A 23,559-nucleotide genomic window follows, 5' to 3' on the forward strand; every position below is an offset into this window, starting at 1 on the left:
GGCACCGTCGACCGGCAACTCCGCGGTGGCGTCGGCCGTCAGCTCCTCCGGTCCGGAGAGCAGGTCGTCGTCCCGGGAGTGCCGCGGCCCCGACGTCTGCGTGAGGCCTCGGCCCGAGGCCGGATGCCGCGGTCAGCGCCGGACGCGCCTCGCCCGACGCGTGACCAGCACGAGCGTCAGGCCCAATACCACGACGGCCAGCGCCCCGAGAGCGAGAGCCGCGCTGCCCCGCCCGTTGACGCCGGTCTCCGCGAGGCTAGGACGGCTGGGAGTCGGGGTCGGGGTCGGCGACTTCGTCGCCGACGGACTCGGCGACGGCGGTGAGCTGGGTGTCGGGGAGGAGTTGACCGGGGTGGGCGCATGGCTGGGGCTCGGGCTCGCCGTGGTGCAGGCCTTACCGCCGATCCACCAGGTGATGTGGTCCTTCGGGTAATCGGCGTCGGGGTAGTGTGGCAGGGGCCCCTGGCTGCCGTCGTACTTGACGGCGTTTCCGTAGAGGTCCAGCTGCCCAAAGCAGGCCGGGGCCGCGGACTTCACCTTGAGGGTGGCCTGCGGGCTCGCCTTGGTGAGGGTGACAGTGACCCAGTCGACCAGTGTCTGCTGGCCTGAGGTCTCCCACTTGTCGCCCTGGGTGCGGTAAGACGCGAGGGAGACCGGATAGCTGCATCCCGCCGCGGCCTGCGCTGTCAGGCGGACGGTGAAGGAAGCCGGCGGGGCCGCCTGAGTCAGGCCCTTCTGGCGGGTCCAGCTCTGGCCGTTGTCGATCGAATACTCGACGTGGCTTCGCGAGTCGCACTGGCTCGAGTCGGCGGCCGAGGCGATCGGGGTGGCGACGGAGAGGACAGAGGCTGCGACCGCACACACGCCGGCCGCAGAAACCAACCTGCGGAACACGCGGATGTTCTGCACTGGTGGGACTCCCTAGAGGCGGCCCGCACACCTGGGCAAACCGGTGGCGGGCCAGGACGGGACGCCGGGAAGATGCTTTCGGCGCCGTGGAATTGACACCGCTATCCCAAGCCCTACCAGGGAGCACGCCAAGCCGCAGTGGCGGATCATGTCGGAAAGTACACCCGATGCTGCCTGTCTTGCCGCTGTCCCCAAAGGGAATCTCAGGCCCGGCGGGACTTGCCGGACCGCCAGAGGTAGCAGGGCTCTCGTCACGCCCCGTGGTGCAGTTCCTCGGGCCTACCCCGGGGCCCGGCACCGTCCACAACGATCTGCAGCGCTGCTGGGAGCGGTTTGTTCACAGCTGCGCGCTGCGGTGTGAGGGACACGATGCGGGCCGCCCGGGCCGGGTCCGCCTCCACGGTTCCCCGTGTCATGACCGGGTGCCGCCGCGCGTCTTCCGGCCAGGCCGGATCCACACCGGGGAGGAACGTCCGCAAGGCGCCGTTGAACACCTGGTGGAACTCGAACTCCCGGTTGAGCCGGACGGCAGCACCCGTCCTGAGGACATGCATGATCGCGAGCCCGGGAAGGTGCCGGAGCACTGTCGGTGCCGACGTCGAGGTCCAGGCCTTGAAAGAGGCGGCCGCGGGGGCGACCGCGACAACGACCGGAAAGCGTCGGCCCGGATCGCACAGTTGGTCGATCAGGTCTCCGATTCTGCCGGCCGACACGGACCGCGCGTGCGGCAACACCTCGAACTCGCCGTCGCGGGCACCGAGTTCCTGCATGAGATCGCTGGCCAGACGTGGCGCGAGGGCGCGGGCGGAGGTTCCGCCGGGCAGGCTGGGCAGATGTTCGACGTCCAGCTGCAGCCAGCTGTAGTCACGTCCCGCGGACTCGTCCGAGGCCGAGACGACGGTCACGAGCCAACTACCCCAGTTGCCGCTCATCGACTCGCAGAACTGCCAACGCCTCCACACGCCGGAACGGGTCTGGCAGTGCAGCGTCGCATTCGGGGCCAGCTCGACGCTTCCCTCTTCGATGTCCCCGACTTCGTAGCGCTTCCCGGCGAGCCAGCCCCGGAGCACGTTCTCGACGACAGCTGCAGCGTCCGGATGTCCGTGCGCGGTCGAGAAGACCGTGCGATAGGGGAGAGGTTCCATCGTTCTCCTGATTCCTCGCACCGGCCGCCGATCCTGCCGGCGCCGTCCGTGTTCTGCGGCGATGGTTGCCTTCCAAGCCGGAGCACTGTGCCCGCTCGCGCGCTTCGTGCATGAAAGACGTCTCCTTGTTGCCCTGCCGGACACGACATCCATGCGCGGTGGTTCGCGGGCGACCTCCGGCTCCGGCTCACTGCCGGTACCGCCGGAGGTCCGAAAGGGCAGCAGATCCTTCCCAAAGAACCAGGACTGACGGCCTGTCGGGGAGAACGCTCCGAGGCCCGAATAACATCGCCAGCACCTTTGCTTCGTGGCAGATCCGCCTGGCCGGATGCCTCGTGACCAGGGGATCCGAATCTCTGCTCGACAGGAGAGAGGCAGCGAATGAGCGCCCGTTGGTCACGCAGGAGCCTTGCGGTGACGACGAGATCGTCCGCGGCGACGAGCACGTCCGAGGGCACCTCCCCAGCCCCGCCTGCCCTGTGGGACCAGTCACCACCCTGGTCGAGCGGATACGACCCCGGTTCGCCGGGGCAGGCGAGCCCCTCTTATGCCCCGTCGTTCGATGCGGGGTCGGCCCCGCTGAGTGCGGCCGCACCCGGGGCCGCCGCTCCTCCGGTTGGTGCACTCGCCGCCACGGAGGAACCGGGCCTGTCGGTGCCCGACGAGCCCGACAGCGCAAGTCACCACGAGGAAGCGGGTGACAACGCTGCCCGGCGGACCGGACTCGGCAGCCTGTTCCACCGCGCCGAGCAACGCGCGCGCAGGTCGGAAGCGGGTCCAGCCGAGGACCAAGCCGACGCCGAAGTGCTGTCCTTCGGCGGTCAGAGCGCGTCGCCGGAACCCGAAGAGGACGCGGAGGACCCGTATGGCGGTGCGGAGGCCGGGAACGGACTCCCTCATCGGAAGGCCATCGCCTTCGGGGGCGTGACAGTCACTCTGCTGCTCCTCGCGGCGGCGTTCCTGACCAACGCCGGGTCCGGCGGTGAGCCGACGACGCCGAGCACCCCCCGTGCCAACGCGGACGCTGGTGCACTGGTGGCCGACGGAACGGTGGGTCCGGACGACCACGTCCCCCCTGCCGCAGGGGCAAGCGCCGGGTCGGACATTTCTCCGAGCCCCAGCGCAAGCTCCATCGACGGCAGCGTTCCTGCCGCCGGCGCCGCCGGGTCGGCAACGCAACGCGCCACGGGCACCGGACGAGGGGCCGGCGCGGCGGCAGCTGCCGTCGGTGCCGCCCAGGGGGCCCAGCCCGCCGCGCCCGGCCAGCCCCCGGCCCCGCCGGCCGGTTCGTCGACGACAGCGCCGACGACCGTGACCGCGGTGGCGGGCTCCGCGCTCATCGGCCGCGCCTCAGGACGCTGCATCGGCACGGTCGGTGGGCGGAGCAACGACGGCACGCAATTGGAACTCCAGGACTGCGCAAGCGTGGCATCCCAGATGTGGGAGTTCCGCTCGGACGGTTCCGTGCACGCCCTCGGGCGCTGCATGGACGTCGCCTGGGCCTCCGTTTCCAGTGGAGCCGCCATTCAACTCGTCAACTGCAACGGCGGCAGCGCTCAGCGCTTCACCCTCGACAGCTCGGGCAATCTGGTGAACCCGATATCCGGAAAATGCGTGGACGCAGTGGACAAGGGCACAGCGAGTGGAACCCGCCTCCAACTGTGGACGTGCAAGGGCACCACCAACCAGAAGTGGGACCAGTAGGCGGACTGCGACCTGGCGAGGTGGCCGAGGCGCTCGGGCGAGGCCTGTCGGGAGGTCAGATCGGTGATCGCGTAGACGGTTTGGCGGGTGACGGCGCCGGTGGCGAGGTCGGTGCGGTGGCGCAGGATGCGCACGTCCTGGGCGACGTGGGGGAAGTCGAGTCCGAGGCCGGTGACGGTGAGGGCTCTGGTCGTGCGGGTCTCGCGGCGGCCGTGGCCGATCTCGCGTTCGTAGCGGCGGGCGGTGACCTGTTTCCACGGCAACGCTCGTAGCCTGCGGTGCAGTTCGGGCTGGTTGGCTTTGACCACCAACAGGTAGTGGGCGTTCTTCTCCTCCACGAGGAAGCAGACGTGGCCGCGCTGGGTGTGCAGGGCGTCGGCCGTGACGGTGACGGCGGTCAGGTCGTAGGGCTCCAACAGGGCGGTGAAGCAGGTGATTTCGTTGGACTTGCCGGGGACGCGGAGTTGGGTGCCGGTCCGGCCGTCGCCGGTCATCGCCGCGAGCAGGTGCGCGGTGGGCGAGGTGCCGTGCCGGGAGCCGCGGGCGGCCTTGCCCACGGCGAGCGTGTCCGCCCCGGACGGGTCGGCGCCGGTCAGGTCGGCCAGGCCGCCGGGGCAGACGAGGCTGATCACCCGCCGGATCGTGGCGGTGCTCGGTGCGACGCGCACGCCCAGTGCTCCCGTGACGCGGGCTCCGAGGCGGGCCAGGGCGTGCTGTGGGGCGTTCGCCGCCCACTGGCCGATCGCCGTGTACGAGTGCGCCGGCCACGACCGCCGAGGCAGCGATCAGCAGGACCGCCACGAACGGGTGACGCACCCCTCGGCGGCGACGCGGGTCCGGCAGCAGCCGCAACCGCTCCACCAGCGGCGATCCCAACACACGGTCCAGAACGGGCGACTTGCTCAGGCAGACGGTGGCAGACTGGCGGCACATCGAAGCTCCGGTGGTACGAGGCGACTTGGGAAGGTCACCCCGTTCAACCGGAGCTTCGTTGCGTTCGTGACGGCCTGACCCCGACCGGCTTCACACCGCCGTGACCAGCGGGCTCACGCGCTGACGGCGACTTTGAAACAGCCCTGGCCCGCGCCAGCGCAGAATGCCGGTCTCGTCGTGCCAGTACTGCTGGACCCAGACCGGTCGCAGTACGTCTACACGCGGCAGCCGCCGCAGCCGGGTGGGGGCGTCAGCGGCGAGAAGAGCGCGGAACAGGCGTATTGCCGTTCTCGCCGACCGTGAGCGCATATTGCTCTCGTTCCTTCGCCTCCGTGGGGAGCCGGTCATAGCGCACCGGGCGGCCGAAGCGCCGGGCCCACTCGTCGGTGACCAGGGCGGACACCCAGTCCTCGTCGGCGGCGGTCAACTCGCACCGCCGCCAGGACGTGGGTGGAGTCGGTTCGCTGGCACCCGCGCGATTTGACCGGTCCTGCTTCCGCCAGCCGATCCACCATCACGGCCGGCAACCGGTTCGCGCGGCCGCCCCCGGCCATCCGTTCACGGAACCCGCCCAGCACCAAGAAGTCGAAGCCCGGATCGTCCAACTCCAGCCCCAGGCAGTAATTTCCAGTCCAGACGGCACCGGACGGGCCTCGGCGGCTTGTCGGTCGGTGAGGTTCTCGGCGTGCTGCAGCACCGACACCAGCGCCAGCACTGCCGGGGACAGGCCACGCCCGTCAGCGGGATACCACTCCTCGGAGTCGCTGTCCATGAACAGCCCGTCCAGGTGATCCCGTAGACACCATCGCCGCGGTGCCCCGAGGGCTGCTCGCCCGGGCCATACACACAGTCACCGGCGGGATCTCGCGACCGGACGAGGAACCCATCGCCACCGCAACCTACCCCGTTAACCAGGCCGAACTCCCCGACCAGGAGAACAGGCAAGCCCGTTCATCGGCCGCTGATCGAAGGTAACCTCGCTCTCACCAGTGAAGATCACCAACAGCATCCCGGATACGGGACCGAGCCAGTCTCTGGGCAGGCCAGATGGTGACGCGGAAGTATGCGGCGATGGCGCTGGGCGAATGGGGTGAGGCCGAGGCGGTGGTCAGCGGACGCGTTCGTCCAGGCCCGCAGCGACCAGGGCGTCACGAAGGGCGGAGCGGGAAATGATGCGAAGCTTCGGAAACAGGTTGTAAAGGTGCGTGTTCACGGTTCGGGGAGAGACGAAAAGACGTCTGGCTATCTGACGGTTGGTCAGGCCGGTGGCCGCCAGCCGAGCTATCTGCAGTTCCTGAGTGGTGACGCCGGTGCGGTCGCGTCGGGCGACCCCTTCCGGCTGGGGTGAGCCGCCTGCGCCGCGCCGGGCTGACCCGGCCACCTCGGCCCAGGATACGGACCCGAGCTGGCGGAAGGCTGATGCGGCTGCGGCGAGTTCCTCGGCTGCCGCGTTGCGGTGTCCGTCATCGAGCAGCGCGCGGCCCCAGGCGAGGCGCAGGCGGGCATGTTCGAACGGGGCCTCGATGGCGGTGAGAGCGGCCAATGCGGCATTCGTCGCGGAGATATCGGCCATGGGGCTGGCAAGCAGGACCTTCGCCGCGGTCAGGAGCGCGGCGGCGCGCGCCGACTGCGGCCGATCCGCCGCCATGACGATCGCTTCGGCACGCAACCGGTCGCTTCCGCTCAGAGACGCCTCCACCCGGTCCAGTACCAGGAGAGAGAGCCCGGGCACATCCGGAGCCAGCGGCAGAAGTGACTCGGCGGCGGCGGCGCGCGCAGAGTCGCCCTGGGCGAGCGCGGCCATAAGGCGAACGTGCGCGAGGCAGGTGCGGCTGCGCGTTCCGGCCTCCTCGGCGTGGGCCAGGGCACGGGCGTCATCGCCGCGCGCCGCGGTGGCCAGCGCTCCCACCGCGCCCAGCAGGACGGCCGAAGAAGCGAGTCGGAATTCGAGGGCGGCGGACCGACCTCTGGCAGCCAACTTCTCCGCCTCGGACCAGTGGCTCCGGGCGTAGGCGTCCCTGGCCAACAGGAGAAGAGCGGACACCCGCACCGCCGTCCAGCCTCCGGCGGCTGCGTCGATAGCAGCCTGCTGGACCGCAGATCGCGACGGGCCCAGCACCCCACGCGCCGGAACCTCCAATTGGGCCTTCGCCACGGCTGCCACGCACGAGGGAAGACCCGGGTGGCCGAAAGGCCGGTCTGGGGCTGTGGAGCCGACTCTTGGTAGCGAGTCGAGGCTGCCAGGCAGGTTGGGAGAGGACAGCGCGCCAGCCTCGCAGACTGCTGCGAGGGCACTCTCCAACAGGATTTTCTGGCCTTCGGGCGTGTGAACCGGAGGCTGTGGCGAGTCGCGGGCGGCAGTAAGGACCGAGGCAGCTGACTCGGTGTCGCCGTCGCGTTCGAAGAGCACCCACGCCTCGGCCTCGGCACCGGCAGCGCTCATGTCGGCGGAACTAATGCCGGAGATGTCGCCGATCGAGCGAGCCATCAGGAGTAGCGCGGCCGTGGTGTCGATCCGTCCCGCCCAAGCGGACGCGCGGGCAGCCAGGACCAGTCGGCGGTGTCGATCGGTTGGGCCGAGGCTGAGGTCGGAGGCTCGGAGGAGTGCGTCTACAGAGTCGCGGGCGGTCATCCTGACCGAGGCAGCTTCCAAGGCGGCGGCGGCCTCCTCGTCCATACCAAGAGCCGCGGCACCCAGGTGTGCAGCTCGGCTGTCGGGGGTTTGCTCCTCCGCGAGAGCCAGCGCCCGGTGCGCTGCGCGCAGTTGTTCGGGAGCCGCACCGCGTACCGCGGCGGCACGTAGCAGAGGGTCGGTAAGCACGAGTCTGCGGCCGTCCGCTACGGCCAGACCTGCTTGTTCCAGCGCCGCGAGCGCGTCCGCCGCATTCGGGACGATTGACAGCAGGACCCGCAAATCGGACGAACGTTGGAGGGCTGCGAGCAGGAGGAACTCAGCGGCGGAGGCAGGTAGCCGGGCGATGCGAGCGAGCAGCGGGGCAGCGGTTCGGACGCTCACCGGGAGAGGGTCCGGAAGGGATGACGTTCCGGCCCGTTGGGCAGCTGTCAACTCGTCGGGTATGTCGAGCAGGGCCCGTGGGTTGCCCTGCGCGCTGCGGAGCACGGCTGCTCTTACGCCGGAGTCCAGCCCGGGATGACGAAGGTCCAGCAGCCGGCTGGCCTCAACCCTTCCCAACGGAGGCAACGTCAGTTCGCGCAGTTGCTCAGCGGCCAACGCGCCTGGCTGGTCCGTCCGAACCGATGCGACCAGCGCCACCGGCGCGGTGCGCAATCGGCGGGCGATGAAGCCCAGCACCCGGGCGCTCGGCACGTCCGCCCACTGGGCGTCGTCCACGGACAGGAGGAGCGGCCGCTCCCGGGCCGCCTCGTGCAGCAGCGCCAGCACCGAGACCGCCACCCCGACAGTCACTACGTCTTGCTGGTCCGCCGCTCCGCCGGAACGGAGGCCCGGTGGACGGTTGGGCAGCGGTTCCGGGCTCCCGGCGACGGCGCCGCCGGCCATGTCGCACAGCAATTCGCCGCTGCCCGTCGCGCTAGCCGTGCCGATGACCGCTGTTGGAATGCCGGGGGCCGATGGCAGGATGCCTGGTGCCAAGAGACCCTCCAATAGAGCCCGTTGCGGTCGCCGGAGGCGGCCCAACGGTTCCCGGAGTGCGTCGAGCAGTTGGTGCAGCACGTAGTAGGGGAAGGTCTGCTCGGCCTCGACGGCGACAGCACTCACTACCTTGCCACCGCGCCTGTGGTGCTCTCGACCCGTCCATGCCAGTAGGGAAGACCGGCCCGCTCCAGGGCTGCCGGTCAGCAGCACCGCGCCGCCCGACCGCTGCTCGTCCGTCGCCGCTAACAGCGCTGCAAGTGCGGCGGTCTGGGCATGCCGACCGATCACGTCGCTCGTATTGACCGAGCTATCTGGGACGCCGGGCATGCCTGGAGGTTCGGCGGACTGCCCTTCCCGCCGTCCGTCTGCCGAGGTACTCGATCCGAAGCCGGACCGGTTCCGGAACGCCGGATATGGGGACAGCCGGGTGGAACGCAAGAGGGTTCGCCGCCTCTCTGGTGCTGACGGATGCGGCGTCCGCAGAGGCACCACAAGGGGTGCGAGTGCAGGACGGTATGCGGGGTGTTCTGCCGACCGCCCGACAATCTCGAGCGCGATGGCTCGAGAGGCTGCCGCATGTGGGGTTCCGGGACCGTCGCTGCCCAGATGAGCGGCTGCCGGGACAGCGCCATCGCAACACATCACCGGTCGTCAAGGACCGAGTAGCCGGGTGATCGGCCCTCTTCGGGCGCCTGACCGTGCCCTCCGGGGCGGCCCCGACATCGGCCGAAAGCCGCACTGACCAGTGATCCGAAGAACGTTTGGCTTGGCGTTCAACCGTTTGGGTCGCTTGTTCTTCGGTCCCGGAGGCTTGCCGAGGCGGGTGGGTTTGTCGCGCGTCAGACTTTGTGGCAGGGCTCGTTTCTTGCGGGTCCTGCTGCTTGAAGGAGTCTGATCGATCATGGTGAGGCCACCGGCGCTGCCGCCGGAGGAGAAGGTCCGGATCGTGCTGTCGATCCTGGCCGGTGAGATGACCGTTGCCGAGGCCGCGCGGCGGGCGAAGGTGTCCGAGCAGTCGATCGGGACCTGGAAGCGCCAGTTCCTGGAGGCCGGCCGGGCCGGCCTCGCTGGCAAGTCCGGTCCCAGCACCCGGGAACAGCAACTCGGAGCCCAGGTCGCCGACTTGACCCAGGCACTGGGTGAGGCCGCGGTCGAGCTGCGGGTGTGGAAGAAGTCCGCGGAGGGCCGGCTGGGCCCTTCGAGGACCTCGAGGTGATCCGCACCGAGGCGGGCATGCCGACCGCGGGGTTCTACCGGCTCATCGGCGTGCCCGAGCGGACCTGGCGCCGCCACCAGGCCCGCGCCCGCCAGGGCGCGCAGGCCAGAGGACCGTGGCCGCGCCCGGCCCGCGAGGGCGTCCGGGAGACCGCCCGCCGACACGCGCTCGCGCACCCAACCTGGGGCCACCGCAAGGTCTGGGCGATGTGTCGCTGGGACGGCCACCGCGTCTCTCGGGCGACCGTGCTGCGGCTGCTGCGGGACGAGGGCCTGCTGCTGGAGGCGAACTACCAGCGCGAACGCCGGCAGCTCGCTGCCCGCCGCTAGACGAGTAGTTCCGAAGTCGGTTGGGTTTCCTGGTTCTGCTTCGGACGTGGAGGGAGGGTGTCCAGCATTCGGGTTGTGACGACCGAAGAGCTGGACACCCTCCTGACGGCACTCTACGTGCAGATCGATGATCATCTGCCCCGAACGCGATGGCTGGGGCGCCCGCCGCGACTGACGGACTCCGAGCTGGTCTGCCTGGCCGTCGCCCAGGCCCTGCTCGGCTTCCACTCCGAAGCCCGCTGGATCCGCTTCGCCCGAGCCCACCTGCGCGGCATGTTCCCCCACCTGCCCGAACGCCCCGGCTACAACAAGCGCCTACGCGCCGCGCGCCCGTTGCTCCAGCAGGCCGTCCGCGAGCTGGCCCGGGCCACCGACCTATGGGCCGACCCGGTCTGGGTCACGGACTCCACACCCGTGGAGTGCGGCCGCTCCCGCGACACCGTCCGCCGCTCGGCACTGGCCGGATGGGCCGGCTACGGCTACAGCCGCTCGCACTCGCGCTGGTTCTGGGGCCTGAAGCTGCACCTGGTCTGCACCCCGGCAGGGCTGCCCGTCACCTGGGCCCTGGCCAGCCCGAAGGTCGACGAGCGCGAGGTGCTGGCCGCACTCGTCGAGACCGAACCCGATCTCGTGCGCGAGCGGCCCGGCCTGCTGATCCTCGCCGACAAGGGCTACGTCTCCGCGGAACTCGACCGCTTCCTGGAACAGTTCGGGGCCCAGCTGTTGCGGCCGTCCTACCGCAACCGGACCCCACGCGCCGGCGAAGGGCTGCTGAAATCCGTCCGCCAGCTGATCGAGTCCGTGAACGACACCTTGAAGGGACAACTCGGACTCGAACAGCATGGCGGCCGCACCATCGAAGGCGTCGGCGCCCGCGTCGGCCAGCGACTGCTGGCGATGACCTGCGCGATCTGGCACAACCGGGCCACCGGCCACCCCGTCACCCGATCACTCATCGCCTACGACCACTGACTCACTTCGGAACTACTCGTCTAGGCCGCCTTCGCGACCGGGCCGAGCGGCCCGAACCAGGTCTGGCAGCTCGACTTCTCCGAGTTCGAGACCGCCTCGGGCGGCACCTGGCGGCTCGCGGGCTGCCGGGACTACTGGTCGAAGTACGAGCTGGGCTGGCATGTGTCGCCCACCGCGAACCAGCACGACGCCATCGCCGCGATCGAACTCGCCATCAAGCAAGCGGAGTCGCTGGCCGGAAAGCCACTGGCCGAGCTCGCCCCGCGCGACGCGGACGGGACCGTGGAGCCGCTGGTCACCATCGTCACCGACAACAGCGGACCGTTCCGCTCGTTCCGCATCGAGGCGTTCATCGCCACCCGACCGGAGCGACGGCACGTCCGCACCCGGGTCCGCACGCCCGGGCAGAACGGCTCACGCGAGCGCGGCTTCGGCTCGCTCAAGTACGAGAAGCTGTTCCTCGAGGAGATACCCGACGCCCTCGACCTCGTCCGGCACGCCGAGGAATACCGGCGCGACTACAACACCGTCCGACCGCACGAGGCCCTGGCCTGGAACCGGCCCCACGACGTCCACACCGGCGCCGCAGACCCCCTCGTCCCCAACTTTCCCGAACCCGAAAACCTGCCAACTGCTTGACGCGGGACACTCCGCACGCTGTCCGTTGACGGCAAGACCGTCCGCGGCGCCCGCCGACCAGACGGCACCCAGGTCCACCTCCTGGCCGCCATGACCGCAGGCGGCCAGGTCATCGCCCAGCGCGAGGTCGACTCGAAGACCAACGAAATCACCGTCTTCAAGCCCCTGCTCGCCCCGCTCGACCTCGCCGACACCGTGGTCGGGCCTTCGCCCGTAAAGGTGGACACGCGGTCGGTTGTCACGCGGCGAGCGTGAGTTTAGCGGTGTGGTGGCGTCGTTCGTATTCGTTGGGGCTGAGGTGGCCGTTGGCGGAGTGCCGGCGCCGGGTGTTGTAGCGGACCAGCCAGGCGAAGACGGCCTCCTGCAGGTGGCGGGGTCGCCGTAGTCGTGGGCGCCGTGAAGGGTCTCGCGTTTGAGGGAGGCGTGGAAGCTCTCGCAGGCCGCGTTGTCCGCGCTGCTGCCCACGGCGCCCATCGATTGGGTGACGTCCAGCTCCGAGCACAGGCCGGCGAAGGCCCGGGACCCGTACTGCGCGCCGTGATCGCTGTGGAAGACCGCGCCGTCCAGGCCGCCGCGTGTCGCGGCCGCCATCCGCAGCGCGTCGGTGACCAGGCCGGTGCGCATGTGGTCGGCGATCGACCAGCCCACGACCTTGCGGCTGAAGCAGTCCAAAACGGTCGCCAGGTAGAGGAACTCCCCGCCCGCAAGTGGCAGATACGTGATGTCGCCCATGTACTTGCGCCCCGGTTCCGGGGCGGTGAAGTCCCTCTCGAACAGGTCCGGCACCGCCTGGGCGGCCGGGTCGGGGACGGTGGTGCGGACCCTTCTCCGCAGGCGGATACCGACGATGGAGTAGGTCCGCATGACCCGGGCGACCCGCTTGTGGTTGACCCGCACACCGCTCTCGCGCAGTTCCGCGGTCACCCTCGGCGAGCCGTAGGCGCCACCGGAGTCCGCGTGGATCCGGCGGATCCGTTCGGCCAGGACCTCGTCCTCGCGACGGCGGACGGCCCTGGCTCCGGCGCCGCCGAGCCACTTGTAGTAGCTGGAGCGGTTGACGTCCAGGACCTGGCACAGCCGCTTCACCTCGTAGGCGTCCCGGTGGTCGTGGACGAACTGGAAGCGGCTCACCAGTTCGTCTCGCCGGCGAAATACTTGGCCGCCCTGCGCAGGATGTCCCGCTCGGTGGCCAGCTTCCGCTCACTCGCCTCCAGCTCGGCCACCCGGGCCTCCAACTGCCGGATCCGCTCGTCCGGGTCGGCGGACGCGGCCGGCCGTCCTGCCCCGGTCGGCGCGTTCGCACCCGGCCGAGCGGCGGCAGGGTCGAGGCCGCGGCGTCCGCGGTCCCTCAGTACCCACTCGCGCAGGGTCGCCCTGTTGATGCCAAGGTCGGCGGCGATGTCCTTGTACGTCGCCCCGGGCGTGGACTCGTACAGGGCCACAGCATCGGCCTTGAACTACTCCGAGTAGTCCTTCATCGCCATCGGCGGTGTTCTCGCTTCCTCCGGATCAAGCAGATCCAGTATCAGCGTGTCCACCACTCAGGGCGAAGGCCCGTCACCTTCGACGCGTTGCACTCGCAGACCGAGCACGCCCGCTTCCTGGTCGAGGACAAGCAGGCCCACTACATCGCCCTGATCAAGCAATCACCCCACCCTGCCGAGGGAGCTGAAGCGGCTGCCGTGGCGGGAGATTCCGCTGCACGGCAGGACTCGCGCCACCACGCACGGCCGCGACGAGATTCGCCGGATCAAGACCTGCTCCGTTGCACGCGGCCTCGACTTCCCCCACACCGCCCAAGCCGTTCAGGTCGTGCGCCGCCGCCACACGGTCACCACGGGCAAGGTCACCCTCGAACGCGTCTATGGCATCACCAGCCTGCACTCCCACCAGGCCGAACCGGCCGAACTCGCCTCATGGGTGCGCGGCCACTGGGGCATCGAGAACCACGTGCGCGACACCACCTACGCCGAGGACGCCTCCCGCGTCCGCACCGGTACCGCTCCCCGAGCCATGGCCGGCTTGCGTAACCTCGCGCTCGGCGCCCTCCGGCACGCCGGCCACGACAACATCGCCGCCGGACTCCGCCACCATGCCCGCGACCCCCGCCGCCCGCTCGCCACCCTCGGCATCACGTGATCAAACCGGACAGATCGGCTGAACGACACCGCCCTGGGTCAGACCCCCCAGGGAACAGCGGCGAGATCTGACGGATCCTCACCTTCATCGTATTCCCCTTCAAACTCGTCGTCTGAGTCGACGAAGGCCCGCACTCCACCTTGATGATGGTCACTCAGAAGCGATTCGAAATCCTCGCCGCCAGCACCTGGAACAGGTCCTCGGTGCAGGGCAATCTCAGCAACGCTCTCCCATGTGTCCAATTCCGCATCGGAGTCTTCCCAGCCGGCCTCGTCGCTCCGGTCCAGTGCCCGAACGGCAAGCGCATTCAGCCGCGTCCGAGGAGCAGTGAACTCCTTCAGCGCAGCCGCCGTTCGCGAGTAGCGGCGCAGTGTGGCCACGTGAAGCGAGCGGCCGTTGAGCCACTGCTCCAGCGCGGCACTGCGTTCCTCGGGCGCGAGCCCATGGTGCTGCGGGTTCCTCAGAAAGCTGTCGAGTTCCCGGGCGAGGCGACGGTCGGCCGCTTGCTGACTGTAGGCGGCAAGAATCTCAGTGATCTGCCAGCGACGGAACTGTTCGTCCAGGTCTTCCAACGTTGCTGCCTCACGCCCTACCTCGAACGAACCCACAGTTGCGGGCAGCACAGCGACAGCTGTGTGCTCGGCGAAACTTCTCTCCTGGTCGTCCAGGATCTGCTCGCGGACCTGTTCCAGCGTGCCCCGGTAGATATTCGCGTGCTTCTCCGAACCTCCTGCGGCCGTGGCCCATGCGTCCAGTGGCAGCGCCTCGGTACTCAGAGCCGGGTCCAGGACCACGAGTTGCCTAGTACTGTCCGGCTTGATCCGGTGGACAGCGGGAGCGATGTGCCAGCCCCACGTGACCTTCCCCGGCCGAGTCGGCGTGGCGCCGTCGGCGTTCTCTGTGGTCACCGACAGGCCGGCTCGTCGAACGACCACGACCTTGCTGACAGCGGCACCCCACCGGTGCAGCAGTAGCGTAGCCTCGTGGGCACGGTACTGACAGCCGTCGTCCGGGTAGTCGTACGCCAAGGATATTGGCCCCTGGTGCGGGTGGAGGACATGAGCCCGGGACAGGTTCTGGTGCCACTCATCAACCACCTCGGCAGGTACGGCGTCCAGCGTGGTCTCGGCCAGCAGGTGCGCGATCTGGTCCTCCGCGCCGGGGAACGCGCTGACCAACTCCTCCCGCAGCTGCGTGCCGTATGCCTGTCGCCACACCCGCTGGAGCGCCCACAGAGCCCGTAGATCCCGGTCCAGCGCGCCGATCCGCCTCAAGGCCTTGGCCGATCCGCCTGCACCGACGCGCGTCAAGTCCTCATGCACGGCGGCCACCAGTGCGACGATCTGCGGTGTCGGACTCGGGTCGGGCCGCCCGTCAAGGGCTACCGCCGACAGCCAGTCGGTCACTCGGGGCGGCTGCCACGCCTCGTGCAACGCGCCGAGCAGCTCCAGTGCGAGGTGCTCGGCGAGCAGACCCCTGCCTGCTGCCTCAATGACTGCCTCGACCGGGGCGTACCGGTGACGGAACTCGAAGGTCTCATCGAACTGCTCGGCCGCATGAGGGTTCAGACGGCAGAGGTCAGTGATCCATACCTGCAGCCCGGCCTCGTCCAGGAGCTCGGCATCAAGCAGGGCGGCAAGCCGGTCGGTCAACTCCTCTGCCTCGGACTTCGGCAGGCCGAGCTCGACACGCTTTCTCGTCCCGGCTTCGATGGATGTGTTGGACAGCAATAAAGGGCTGATGTTCTTACGGCGAGCGACCCTTCCCAGCAGCGTTGATGAAATCGCAGTGCCCGCGCTTCCGTCATCAGCCATAGAGTCCGGCTCACCTTCGCCGGCGTGTGGGCCCAGTATTGTCGTCCCGCTTTCGGATGGCTCTCCCGACAATGCGGCAATGACGTTGGTGATTGTCATCGACGAGGGCTGCGGACCGTGCCCTGACGACTCTTCTCCCGCGGCAACGGCTGCTGCCCCAACACGGGTGGACTGGGCACCGTCGCCGTCGGGGGCGGCTGCCGCGGACACAGCAGTTGTCACGGCACCGGAAGGGGCAGCAAGTCCGTGAGGGACACCTGTCTCCGGTGCGGATCCCAGCAGCGAGCGAGCCGTGGAAGCAACATCTTGGCTGAGCGAGTCCGTGATCCGGCTCCCAGTCGCGGCTGCGGTTCTTAGGGCTCCTGCGGGGAGGCCGGGGTTGTCCCAGGGAGTGAGCGGGACACGAGCGCCGAGCTCGGCCCGGGTGGCATCGCGATCGACGTGGAGAGAGTACGCCGTGACCGCTGCCAGCAGCCCCCTCCATCGGCGCTCATCCACCGATGCTGTATCCGTCCCGACGAGCAAGCGCGCACCCGACAGAAACGGACGGATCAACGTCCACCCACCCGCCATCAACCCCCCGGCCTCCTCCTGGCCCACCAACGACACGAGATGTTCCCACACCGCCTCGGGCTCAGCCTCGTCCCACACCGGATGCGCCCTCCCCTTTCCCTTCTCCGTCCCTGGGGATGCCGGGTCCTCGGCGCCGTGCCTCGCCCGGAGCCAGGCATCGAGATACTCACCGAACACCCCACCGGTATCCCGGTCGGCCTCGGTCCCGCGGGTGCCCACGACAGCCTCCGGCCGCGCGGCGTTACTGCTTCCCTCAGGGTTATGCCGCGAAGTGTCGCTTCCCGACAGCACGGCGAACACCTGCTCGGCGACTGCCGGACTGGACCGGTCGGCGGTGTCGCGGACAGGCAGTGCCGGGTTCATGACGGAGTCGGTCGAAACAGCGCCCGCTGCCCCGTCCCGCACACCCGTCTCGCCCACCGGGCCGCTCCTGGCCGCGACGCCGCTCCGGCTGCCGGACGGTCCCCCGCCTTCGGGGACATCGTCCTCATCGAGCACGTCCTCATCGAGGCGCGCCCACTCCCGGGCGTCGGGCCCCGCCTGCCAGGCGGCCGTCCCGGTCGGCTCCTCCCGGCCCGGCACGGCGAACGGCACCTCGCCCGGCACCTTGCCCGGCACCGATTCCGAGGCGGACTCCAGGGTCTGTGCCGATTCCACTGCCCATTCCACTGCCGGTGCCGGTGTCGGCAGGGTGGTGGCGGTGTCCCCGACGGTGGTCGGGACCGGCACCGGGGCACCAGCCGCAGCCGACCTGCCTGTAAGCGCGGCCAGCACGCTGCTGGCCGCGGTCGAGGATTGCACGTCACGCGGCCCGGCCGTCTCCCGCCCGCTGTCCGCGGTCCGCGACGCGCTCGCAGGGGCGGCCAGGCGCTCGACGTCAACCTCGGCGTCGGGGCCCGAGGTGACGGGGCGCGGCCCGGGTGCTGTCCAGCCCGCGATCTGAGCGACAGAATGGCCGACCGCCTGCATGCCGGTGGCCGCCGCGTCGGCCGCAACGCCCTCGGTCGCCCGTGCAACGGGAACGCCCTGAGGTCGGCGCTCCGAACCGGGCGGAACACCGGCCGACGACCCCGCCGAACCCCCATCCTCCGACCCACCGCCCCGCCGCGCGCGAGCACCACCCACAGGCCCCGAACCCGAACCCCGCGACGACGAAGCACTCCCAACCCCCGACCCCAGCGAGCCGTTCAGAACCCCGAATACGCTTAGATACTCCTCCAGGCTGGCGTCAGTCACCGTCCTCACAACCTCGGAACTGGCCACCACAGGCAGCACCCAGCTGTTCCGCAACCGCTCGACCGCATCCGACGACGCCCGCGTCATCACCCGCACCAGACCCGGATTGGCCTCGAAAGCCCGCCACAGCAAAGAATCAGAAACAAGGTCGTTAAACAAATTGCCGTGCACCGCCAGAAGCGCCTCCCTCAGAAGGTAATTCTCGTCCCGACCCTCACCGCCCAGGGAAACAACCGACGACGAAACAGCAGCGTCCTCATCCACCCCCAGCGACGACACAACCTCCGAAAACCCGGGCACCCCACCCACGCCAAGGTCAGCGTCGGAACCGGCCTCAGCTGCACCGGCCGCGGGGGCAACAGGCCCAGCGACATCAGGCATGGAGCTGATCAGGCCGGCCGGATGCGGCGTAGTCGTTTGCCTGTAGTGCTGGTAGAGGAGCTCCACCTGATCGACCGTCAGGCCCTGCGCGACATTGGTCGACAGGTCCGCCAGAACCGCCAGGAACAACCGATTCCCGTACCGGAGATTCGATATTCCAGTGGTGATTATGTCGCGGTCGGCCCCTGTGGTCCGGAGCCAATCGCACAGTGCCGGCACCCGAAAAAGGGCCGCACCCAGGACGTTCTCGTTTGTCAAGTGACCGATCAGGCCGCGGTTGGCGTCCAGAAGCCGGGCGAGCTTGGGCCAGCGGTCGTGGAGAACACCAGCAACACGGACGCTGTTGCAGTCGATAGCAACTATGATTGAGTTCAGCGCCGCGTTGTTGGGCCTAATCACGTTCTCGGCGCGCTCGCTGGAAGTGCCGCCCAACTGAAGGAAATACTCACGGACCTGCTGCACCGTCAATGCCCCGGCCACACCATCGGAAAGACCGTCGATCCACGGAATCAGCCGACTAACGCCGCTGTTTGACTTCATCAGAACACGGAGTTGCTCCACAGTGACGTTGCCGGAGACGGTGAGGAATCGGGCAAGCGCCGGAGCCTTGAGCACCGCTTGCCACACGGCGCTTTGCATGGTGGCTGCTCCTACCAGAGTGGGGTGGGCCTCGATGAGATCGGCGAGATCTCCCCGCCCGCTCACCCGGGGATGGTTGAGGAGGGCGCGACGGTCACCGCGGCGAGCCAGTGCACTCAGCCCGGGGGTCCTGGGTCCGCGCGCGGGGGTCCTGGGTGCGCCTGCGGGGATGGCGGTGGTGTGCTGGGTGGCGCGCGGGGTCCGGGCACTGACGACGGCCCGAGTGGTCTCTGGGTCGGCATGAAGGGCGTAGGCCGTCACCCCTGCGAGCAGTGCCCTGCGCCGGAGCACGACCTGCGTAACGGGATCGGTACCGGCGAGCAGTCGCAGCCCCGACAACAGTGGCCCGATCAGCATCCACGCATCCGCCACCAGGCCGTCCGCTTCCTCCTCACCCACCAGCGACACGAGATGCTCCCGCACCCGCTCGGGATCCCTCTCCTCCCACACCGGATGCGCCCTCCCCTTCTCCTTCCCGTTGCCCGGGGACACCGGGCCCCAAACGCCACCCCCCACCTCCAGCCACGCATCCACATACCCACCGAACACCCCACCGACATCCCCACCGGCATCCCGGCCGTCCCCCCTAGTGGGCACGACACCCTCCGGCCCCAGACCGACACCACTCCCCGCCAGGTTCCCTTGCGAAGACCCGCCTCCCGACAGAACGGCGGACACACCTCCAGCCACTACCACGCCAGACCGGTCGGCGGTATTGCGCGCGGGCGGAGCTGCGTCCACGGCGGAGCCGCCCGAAACCGTGCCCGCAGTCGTGTCCTGCACGCTCGCGTCGCCCGCCGGGCCATTCCGGGCCACCACAGACCAGCTCCGGCTGCTGGATGGGCCTGCGTCTTCGCTCTGCGTGACGGAGGCGGTCGTTGTATCGGTCGTGGACGACTCGCCCGGGCCCGCATGTCGCTTCCGCGGCCTCTTCACTCCGCCGAGCAGTCCGACCCATTCGGTGTCCGAACCCGTCAACGCGGCCAGGTCCGACCGGGCCTTCTTGGGCGCCCGATGCAGGTCGTGAGCCGCCCGCAACGCCTGCAACCGCCGCGCGCGCAACTCCTCGTAGTCACCGATCACCACACGCCGCGACGGCTTCGCCGACAGACGCGGCGCGACCTGGTACGCCTCGACATACAGAGCCCCCGCCAGGGTGTCACCGGCCACGTCCTTCAACCCCTCCCACAGAGCCCGGACATCGGCATAATCCGCAGCGAAGTCCTCGTCCAGGGCCGCCACATCCACGTCCGACGCGAACCCGAACCCGTCCCCGTCGTCCTCCTCATCTGTGACGAAACCGTCGTCCGACCCGTCGTCGGAGTCGAGCTCGGGGACGTCGAACTCGTCGAGAACGTCCTCCTCGACACGCACCCGCCCCTGGGCATCGGGCCCCTCCTGCCACCCGGCCGTCCAAGCCGCCATCCGCGCCAACTCCCCCGGCTCCGGCACCGCAAACGACATCTCGTCCAGCTCCGAATCCAGCACCTCGTCCGACGCCGGTTCCGATGCGGGCTCCAGGTTCGATGCCGATCCCACTGCCGGTGTCGGGTCCGGTGACGGCGCGGTGGTGGCGGCCGGGTCGAGGGTGTCCTCGCCGGGGGTCGGGACCGGTGCCGGGGCCTCGGCCGCAGCCGGCCTGCCCGTGAGCACCGCCAGCACGCTGCCGGCTGCGCCCACCGACTGCACCTCACGCCGTCCCGCCGTCCCCTGCCCACTTCCCACGGCGCGCGAGGTGCTCGCGAAAGACGCCAAGCGCTCGGCATCAGCGCCGGGGCCGATGCCCGAGGTGACGGTGCGCGGCCCAAGTGCCGTCCGCGCCACAGTCCGGGCGACAGGATCGCCGACCGGTTGCATGCCGGTGGTCGCCGCGTAGGCCGCAACACCCTCGGTCGGCTGCGCACCGAAAGCAGCCGCAGCCGGCACGGCACCCCGCAAGTGAAGCTGGCTCTGCCCGGCCACATCCGGCCCGGACCCGACCGCGACCACTCCGCGCGCGGTATTCCGGTCCCCCGCGACGGGAACAGCGTCCCCAACAGTGGAGGCGAGGCCGGTGAGGGGAACAGTGCCGCTTGCCGCCGGATCCGTCCCCGCGGGGGTGCTGGCCGGGCCGGCGGGACCGGCGTGCTGGAATACCGGGCCGGACGGGGTGGGGCTGCCCCACACAGGAGCGGACGCGGCCGTGGTCGCCGCGCGCGACGGCAGCGCCGTCGCCGACGCCGCGGCGTCGACCGGCACGCCGCCACTGCCCGCATTCTCCGCACCGGCGACAGTTCCCGTGACGGCAGCAGCGCTGGTGGCGCGGGTGCCGGCGGTGGCCGGGGTGCGCGTGTCCGCGGAAGGCGACACGGAAGCATCCGCGGTCTCGGTTCGAGGCAGCGGGGCGGCCGCGGGCAGCGGACCCGCGGACTGCCGGGCGACAGGCTGCGCCCCAAGCATGGGCACCTGCCCGTCACGAGACGCGGCACGCGCGTCTCCGGAGTCCGCGCTGGAAGCATCCACGGCCGCGGCCGCGGCCGCGGCCGCGGGCCGGGCAATCCCGGCAACCTCCGAGGGAAGCGCCCTGCCACGGTCGTGCACCTCGCGCGTCCCGACACGGGCCGCCGACGTGTCGTCGACACCGATCGCCCGGTCCGACCGCGCAGCCCCCCGCGTGCCCACCGCACCCGTGTCGGCCGCACTGTCCGCCGCACCGAACGCGGTGACGAGCCCCGGCAGCGAGGCCGGGCCCGTCGCGAGCGCCGCACCCGCAGCGGGAAGCCCGTTCAGGTGGGCCTCAAGACCCTCGAGGCCGTGCCCCTTGTCGAGGCCCAGGACGCCCTTCGCCCACTGGGCGCCCTCGAAGACGAAATGCTCAAAGACACTGCTCACCCCCGAACCCGCGAAACCCACCGGACTGAACCCCCCGCCGACCACCGCCGCAACCGCCGCGCTCTCCAACAAGGCCTCGGTGACCGCGTTCGACCCCACACTCCACGGATGGCTGCGCCCCAACCCGGTCTTCGCCCCCACCGCCTTCGCGAAAGCCGACCCCGACACCACCGAAAGCGCCGGCTTGTGCAAACCCCCGATGAACGCACCCATCGCACCCGACCTGGCGATACCCCTCCAGTCGTACCCGCGCCGACGAAACCCGCTCGGCGCCCCGTCGATCATGAACGTCTGCGCCGCGAAACTCGTCAACGACTCCGACAACGCCTCCAACGCCGCCGCCGCACCCAACCGCCCCACCCGCGTCAACCGCACCAGCCGCACCAGCAACCGCACCCGCGCCCGCGCCATCAACAACGCCCGCTGCACACCCGCCCACGCCGGGAAGAACGGCTCCAACATCTCCAGAACCACAAGCTCCACGAAAAGCTGCACCAGCTCCGCGACCAACTCGACCTTGCCCTCGAAGATCTGCGACGCCGTACCACGCTGAACCCCCGACACCGACGACACCTGCCCCCGCACCCCGCGCAGCAGACCCCCGCCACCATCCGTGAACTGCCCCATCGCCCGCACGAACTGCTCACGCGTCTCCGAAGGCAAATGCCGCGCCGCATTACGCACCGCATCATCGACATCCGCCTCGAAATCCCGGATCAACGCCCCGACCCGCGCCAGACCCTCCGACGACTCCAACGCCAACGACGCACTCGCCTGCGGAAAAAACGACCCCGTCAACACAAACATCAAAACATCCAACACCGAGCCACGCCCCACCACCGGCTCAGCCACCACCACACACCACCCCCCACACCCACCCCAGCCGAAAACACCCCCACCAACCCACCAACACAACCCTGCACACCAGAACAAATGTCAGGAACGGCCCCACGATCCCCGACCGGGGTACATCACCTACGGACACCAGACCCTGCCCGAACGAACACAAAGGGGTGAACCGCCCGGTCTTCGGGGTCTGTAAAGGAACGGTGTAACTCCCGATCAAGGAAGTAGCACCTGATGACAGACGTGACCGTCTCGGCTGAGGCCGTGGAGGCCGTGCGGCCGGTGGAGTTGCAGTCGGACGCCTTGGGCGACCAGTTGATCGGGCAGTTGGTCGACCGGGCCCGCGCGAGCGGGCTGCAGCTCACCGGCGCCGGAGGTCTGCTCCAGCAGCTGACGAAGAAGCTCCTGGAGTCCGCGCTCGAAGGTGAGATGACGGATCACCTCGGCTACGGGAAGCACGACCCGGCCGGGGCCGGCAGCGGGAACTCGCGCAACGGCGTCCGGTCGAAGACCGTGCTGACCGAGGTCGGCCCGGTCGAGATCGACGTCCCCCGGGACAGGGAGGGCTCGTTCGAGCCGCAACTGGTCCGCAAGCGTCAGCGGCGCCTGTCCGGCGTCGACGAGATGGTGCTGTCGCTGTCCGCCCGCGGCCTGACGCACGGTGAGATCTCCGCGCACCTGGCCGACGTCTACGGCGCGGACGTGTCGAAGCAGACCATCTCCACCATTACCGACCAGGTGATCGAAGGCATGACCGAGTGGCAGAACCGGCCCCTCGACCCGGTCTATCAGGTGGTGTTCATCGACTGCGTGCACGTGAAGCTCCGCGACGGCCAGGTCGCCAACCGGCCGATCTACGTCGCCCTCGCGGTCACCGTCGAGGGCACCCGCGAGATCCTCGGGCTCTGGGCCGGTGACGGCGGCGAGGGCGCCAAGTACTGGCTGCACGTGCTGACCGAGATCAAGAACCGCGGCGTCGCGGACGTCTGCATGGTCGTCTGCGACGGTCTGAAGGCGCTGCCGGACGCCATCGCCGCGGTCTGGCCGCAGGCCGTCACCCAGACCTGCATCGTCCACCTGATCCGGGCCTCGTTCCGCTACGCGGCCCGGCAGGACTGGGACAAGATCTCCAAGGCGCTCAAGCCCGTCTACACGGCGCCGACCGAGGACGCCGCACTCGAGCGGTTCGTGGAGTTCTCCGAGGCATGGGGCAGGAAGTATCCGGCGATCGTGCGGCTCTGGGAGAACGCCTGGGCCGAGTTCGTGCCCTTCCTGAGCTTCGACGCCGAGGTCCGCCGGGTCATCTGCACCACGAACGCGATCGAGTCGGTGAACGCCCGGATCCGCAAGGCCGTCCGCTCGCGCGGGCACTTCCCGAACGAGCAGGCGGCCCTGAAGTGCGTCTACATGGCAATCATGTCGCTCGACCCGACCGGAGCCGGCCGCAAACGCTGGACGACCCGCTGGAAGGCCGCACTCAACGCCTTCGAGATCGCCTCCGACGGCCGACTCTCCATCGGCCGCCGCTAACTCAACCCACCCGAGTTACACCGTTCACTGGGCTCTGTCCCGTAATCGGTGGTGACGAGGTGTGACG

Annotated in this window: 13 protein-coding genes and 2 pseudogenes; 8 read left to right on the forward strand and 7 right to left on the reverse strand. The window is 69.6% G+C overall.

What is annotated here, in order from left to right:
* Window positions 1-132: 132 nt before the first annotated feature.
* Together BX266_RS27795 and BX266_RS38930 are read right to left on the reverse strand one after the other, a co-directional pair.
* Window positions 133-909, reverse strand: a complete 777-nt coding sequence (locus tag BX266_RS27795; RefSeq protein ID WP_099904140.1) for a hypothetical protein — start codon at window positions 907-909, stop codon at window positions 133-135.
* 251 nt (window positions 910-1,160) lie between these two features.
* Window positions 1,161-2,054 carry a hypothetical protein gene (locus BX266_RS38930; protein WP_099904142.1) on the reverse strand — a complete coding sequence of 298 codons (894 nt, stop codon included), beginning with the start codon at window positions 2,052-2,054 and terminating at the stop codon, window positions 1,161-1,163.
* A gap of 381 nt (window positions 2,055-2,435) precedes the next feature.
* On the opposite strand from BX266_RS38930, the gene BX266_RS41275 reads away from it, so the two are divergent.
* The gene (locus BX266_RS41275; protein ID WP_099904145.1) at window positions 2,436-3,758 is read left to right on the forward strand and encodes an RICIN domain-containing protein; all 1,323 of its coding nucleotides are present in this window, start codon (window positions 2,436-2,438) and stop codon (window positions 3,756-3,758) included.
* A 71-nt stretch (window positions 3,759-3,829) separates the two neighbouring features.
* On the opposite strand, the pseudogene BX266_RS27815 reads toward BX266_RS41275, so the two are convergent.
* The 3 genes and pseudogenes from BX266_RS27815 to BX266_RS27820 form a co-directional block, all read right to left on the reverse strand.
* A pseudogene (locus BX266_RS27815) lies at window positions 3,830-4,426 on the reverse strand (ISAs1 family transposase); the annotation flags it as partial.
* Between the two features lie 515 nt (window positions 4,427-4,941).
* Window positions 4,942-5,118, reverse strand: a complete 177-nt coding sequence (locus tag BX266_RS38935) for a hypothetical protein (protein ID WP_180290639.1) — start codon at window positions 5,116-5,118, stop codon at window positions 4,942-4,944.
* A gap of 681 nt (window positions 5,119-5,799) precedes the next feature.
* Window positions 5,800-8,634: a LuxR family transcriptional regulator gene (locus BX266_RS27820; protein WP_180290640.1), complete on the reverse strand. Its 2,835-nt coding sequence runs from the start codon at window positions 8,632-8,634 to the stop codon at window positions 5,800-5,802.
* A gap of 574 nt (window positions 8,635-9,208) precedes the next feature.
* Between BX266_RS27820 and BX266_RS27825 the strand changes: the two genes are divergently transcribed.
* The 5 genes from BX266_RS27825 to BX266_RS38940 all read left to right on the forward strand — a co-directional run bounded on the left by BX266_RS27825 (window position 9,209) and on the right by BX266_RS38940 (window position 11,718).
* A complete protein-coding gene (locus BX266_RS27825; RefSeq protein WP_099903985.1) occupies window positions 9,209-9,523 on the forward strand; it encodes a helix-turn-helix domain-containing protein in 315 nt (104 codons plus the stop codon).
* Window positions 9,520-9,852: an IS3 family transposase gene (locus BX266_RS27830; protein ID WP_099904149.1), complete on the forward strand. Its 333-nt coding sequence runs from the start codon at window positions 9,520-9,522 to the stop codon at window positions 9,850-9,852. Before BX266_RS27825 ends, BX266_RS27830 begins: the two co-directional genes overlap by 4 nt.
* A gap of 75 nt (window positions 9,853-9,927) precedes the next feature.
* On the forward strand, window positions 9,928-10,824 hold the full coding sequence (locus BX266_RS27835) for an IS982 family transposase (RefSeq protein WP_099899632.1): 897 nt from the start codon (window positions 9,928-9,930) through the stop codon (window positions 10,822-10,824).
* 282 nt (window positions 10,825-11,106) lie between these two features.
* The gene (locus BX266_RS27840; protein WP_259465165.1) at window positions 11,107-11,463 is read left to right on the forward strand and encodes a transposase; all 357 of its coding nucleotides are present in this window, start codon (window positions 11,107-11,109) and stop codon (window positions 11,461-11,463) included.
* A gap of 90 nt (window positions 11,464-11,553) precedes the next feature.
* Entirely contained in the window at window positions 11,554-11,718 is a 165-nt protein-coding gene (locus BX266_RS38940) for a hypothetical protein (protein ID WP_180290641.1), read from the forward strand.
* Here the strand turns inward: BX266_RS38940 and BX266_RS27850 are convergent.
* A pseudogene (locus BX266_RS27850) lies at window positions 11,702-12,905 on the reverse strand (IS3 family transposase). The gene BX266_RS38940 and the pseudogene BX266_RS27850 overlap by 17 nt on opposite strands.
* A gap of 370 nt (window positions 12,906-13,275) precedes the next feature.
* On the opposite strand from BX266_RS27850, the gene BX266_RS27855 reads away from it, so the two are divergent.
* Window positions 13,276-13,602 (forward strand): hypothetical protein, encoded by a 327-nt coding sequence (locus BX266_RS27855; protein WP_099904151.1) that lies wholly within the window; start codon window positions 13,276-13,278, stop codon window positions 13,600-13,602.
* A 38-nt stretch (window positions 13,603-13,640) separates the two neighbouring features.
* On the opposite strand, the gene BX266_RS27860 is transcribed toward BX266_RS27855, so the two are convergent.
* Window positions 13,641-21,968 (reverse strand): protein-glutamine glutaminase family protein, encoded by an 8,328-nt coding sequence (locus BX266_RS27860; RefSeq protein WP_143687012.1) that lies wholly within the window; start codon window positions 21,966-21,968, stop codon window positions 13,641-13,643.
* A 237-nt stretch (window positions 21,969-22,205) separates the two neighbouring features.
* On the opposite strand from BX266_RS27860, the gene BX266_RS27865 reads away from it, so the two are divergent.
* Entirely contained in the window at window positions 22,206-23,492 is a 1,287-nt protein-coding gene (locus BX266_RS27865; protein WP_399171314.1) for an IS256 family transposase, read from the forward strand.
* The last annotated feature ends 67 nt before the right edge of the window (window positions 23,493-23,559 follow it).

Source organism: Streptomyces sp. TLI_171 (genome assembly GCF_003610255.1).
Taxonomy (GTDB): Bacteria; Actinomycetota; Actinomycetes; order Streptomycetales; family Streptomycetaceae; genus Kitasatospora.

Bases quoted from the DNA above. Each gene is read 5' to 3' on its own strand.
- BX266_RS38930 (WP_099904142.1), bottom strand. From the start codon at position 2,054: ATGGAACCTCTCCCCTATCGCACGGTCTTCTCGACCGCGCACGGACAT.
- BX266_RS41275 (WP_099904145.1), top strand. From the start codon at position 2,436: ATGAGCGCCCGTTGGTCACGCAGGAGCCTTGCGGTGACGACGAGATCG.
- BX266_RS27820 (WP_180290640.1), bottom strand. From the start codon at position 8,634: ATGCCCGGCGTCCCAGATAGCTCGGTCAATACGAGCGACGTGATCGGT.
- BX266_RS27825 (WP_099903985.1), top strand. From the start codon at position 9,209: ATGGTGAGGCCACCGGCGCTGCCGCCGGAGGAGAAGGTCCGGATCGTG.
- BX266_RS38940 (WP_180290641.1), top strand. From the start codon at position 11,554: ATGACCGCAGGCGGCCAGGTCATCGCCCAGCGCGAGGTCGACTCGAAG.